Genomic DNA, 1,055 nt, shown 5'->3' on the forward strand with positions numbered 1-1,055 from the left:
ACTTTTGTTACATCTGTGGAAAAAATCCTGAAAGAATTTGGAGAAAACTATGTAATTAATTTTGTCTAGCTACTTATCACAGGCAAAGAAGCCAAAAGCCAAAAAAAAGGAATACCGACCCGTACCAGTTCCGATCGGCGCGAAACTTCTGAGATTACCCGCACCAGGAAAACCACCCCGCACCGAAAAACCCAAATACGTTCCCAAAGGCGTTCCAGACAGTGCCACACAAATCACCTACGCCTATAGCGACACTCAGAAGGTTTTGCGGTTTGATTGGCCCGATGCAAGTAAACCAAAGGGACGCGACAAAACTTGCCGCCAAATTCACATAGACCCTAGCGGCAAGGAAGTCTGGAGCAAGGGCGATACTCGCTGGCCAGCATATCGGATTGATGAAGTTGTCGAACTACTAGAAGCACTCCCCGACGGTGAACCCGTTCTCATCCCGATACTTGAAGGGGAAGACAACGTAGACCGCGCAAGGGGTATCGGCATCACAGGGCTAACTCTGCAAGGTTCTAATTGGAGTCATCCCGAAATTCAGATAATGCTCGAAACTCTGCAAGCGACAGGCAAAAACGTCAGTGTTGCAGTGTTGCGCGATAACGATGACGCAGGTATCAAGAAGGGTCAAGAAGTTTGGCTGGTTGCTCGTCACATCCAGTTCCCTTGTGTGGTTGTTGACCCGCGTGTCATTTACCCAGACATCCCAGAAGCGGGAGACATCCGAGAAATCTTGGAAGCCATAGATAGCGAGGAATTCATCCGGCGGGTAGAGGAAGCGGTCAATAACGCTGCAACGGAATCAATTCCTTCTATTTCTCTAACTCCTCACCCGCGCACGCAAGAAGAAGTAGTATGCCAGAAGTATGACAGTAGTGAAAACGACTACATCCCTGATACAGCGCCTGCTCCAGAGCAAAATTTTGTTCAAAAAGCCGAGTCAGCGCTCTATTCTGAAGGTCATTGGGCGTCTATTAGACCTCTTGCGAAAGTCTCAGGCGAGCGCTAATTTATCTTCAAAGAAAGTTCATAATTATAAATACCAGCAA

General features: G+C 47.7%; 1 protein-coding gene. It reads left to right on the forward strand.

The features are described from left to right. The first annotated feature begins 61 nt into the window (after positions 1-61). Positions 62-1,015 carry a hypothetical protein gene (locus tag QUB44_RS31025; protein ID WP_333373786.1) on the forward strand — a complete coding sequence of 318 codons (954 nt, stop codon included), beginning with the start codon at positions 62-64 and terminating at the stop codon, positions 1,013-1,015. Positions 1,016-1,055: the final 40 nt, after the last annotated feature.

This window comes from Microcoleus sp. AT3-D2, assembly GCF_036705715.1.
GTDB lineage: Bacteria > Cyanobacteriota > Cyanobacteriia > Cyanobacteriales > Microcoleaceae > Microcoleus.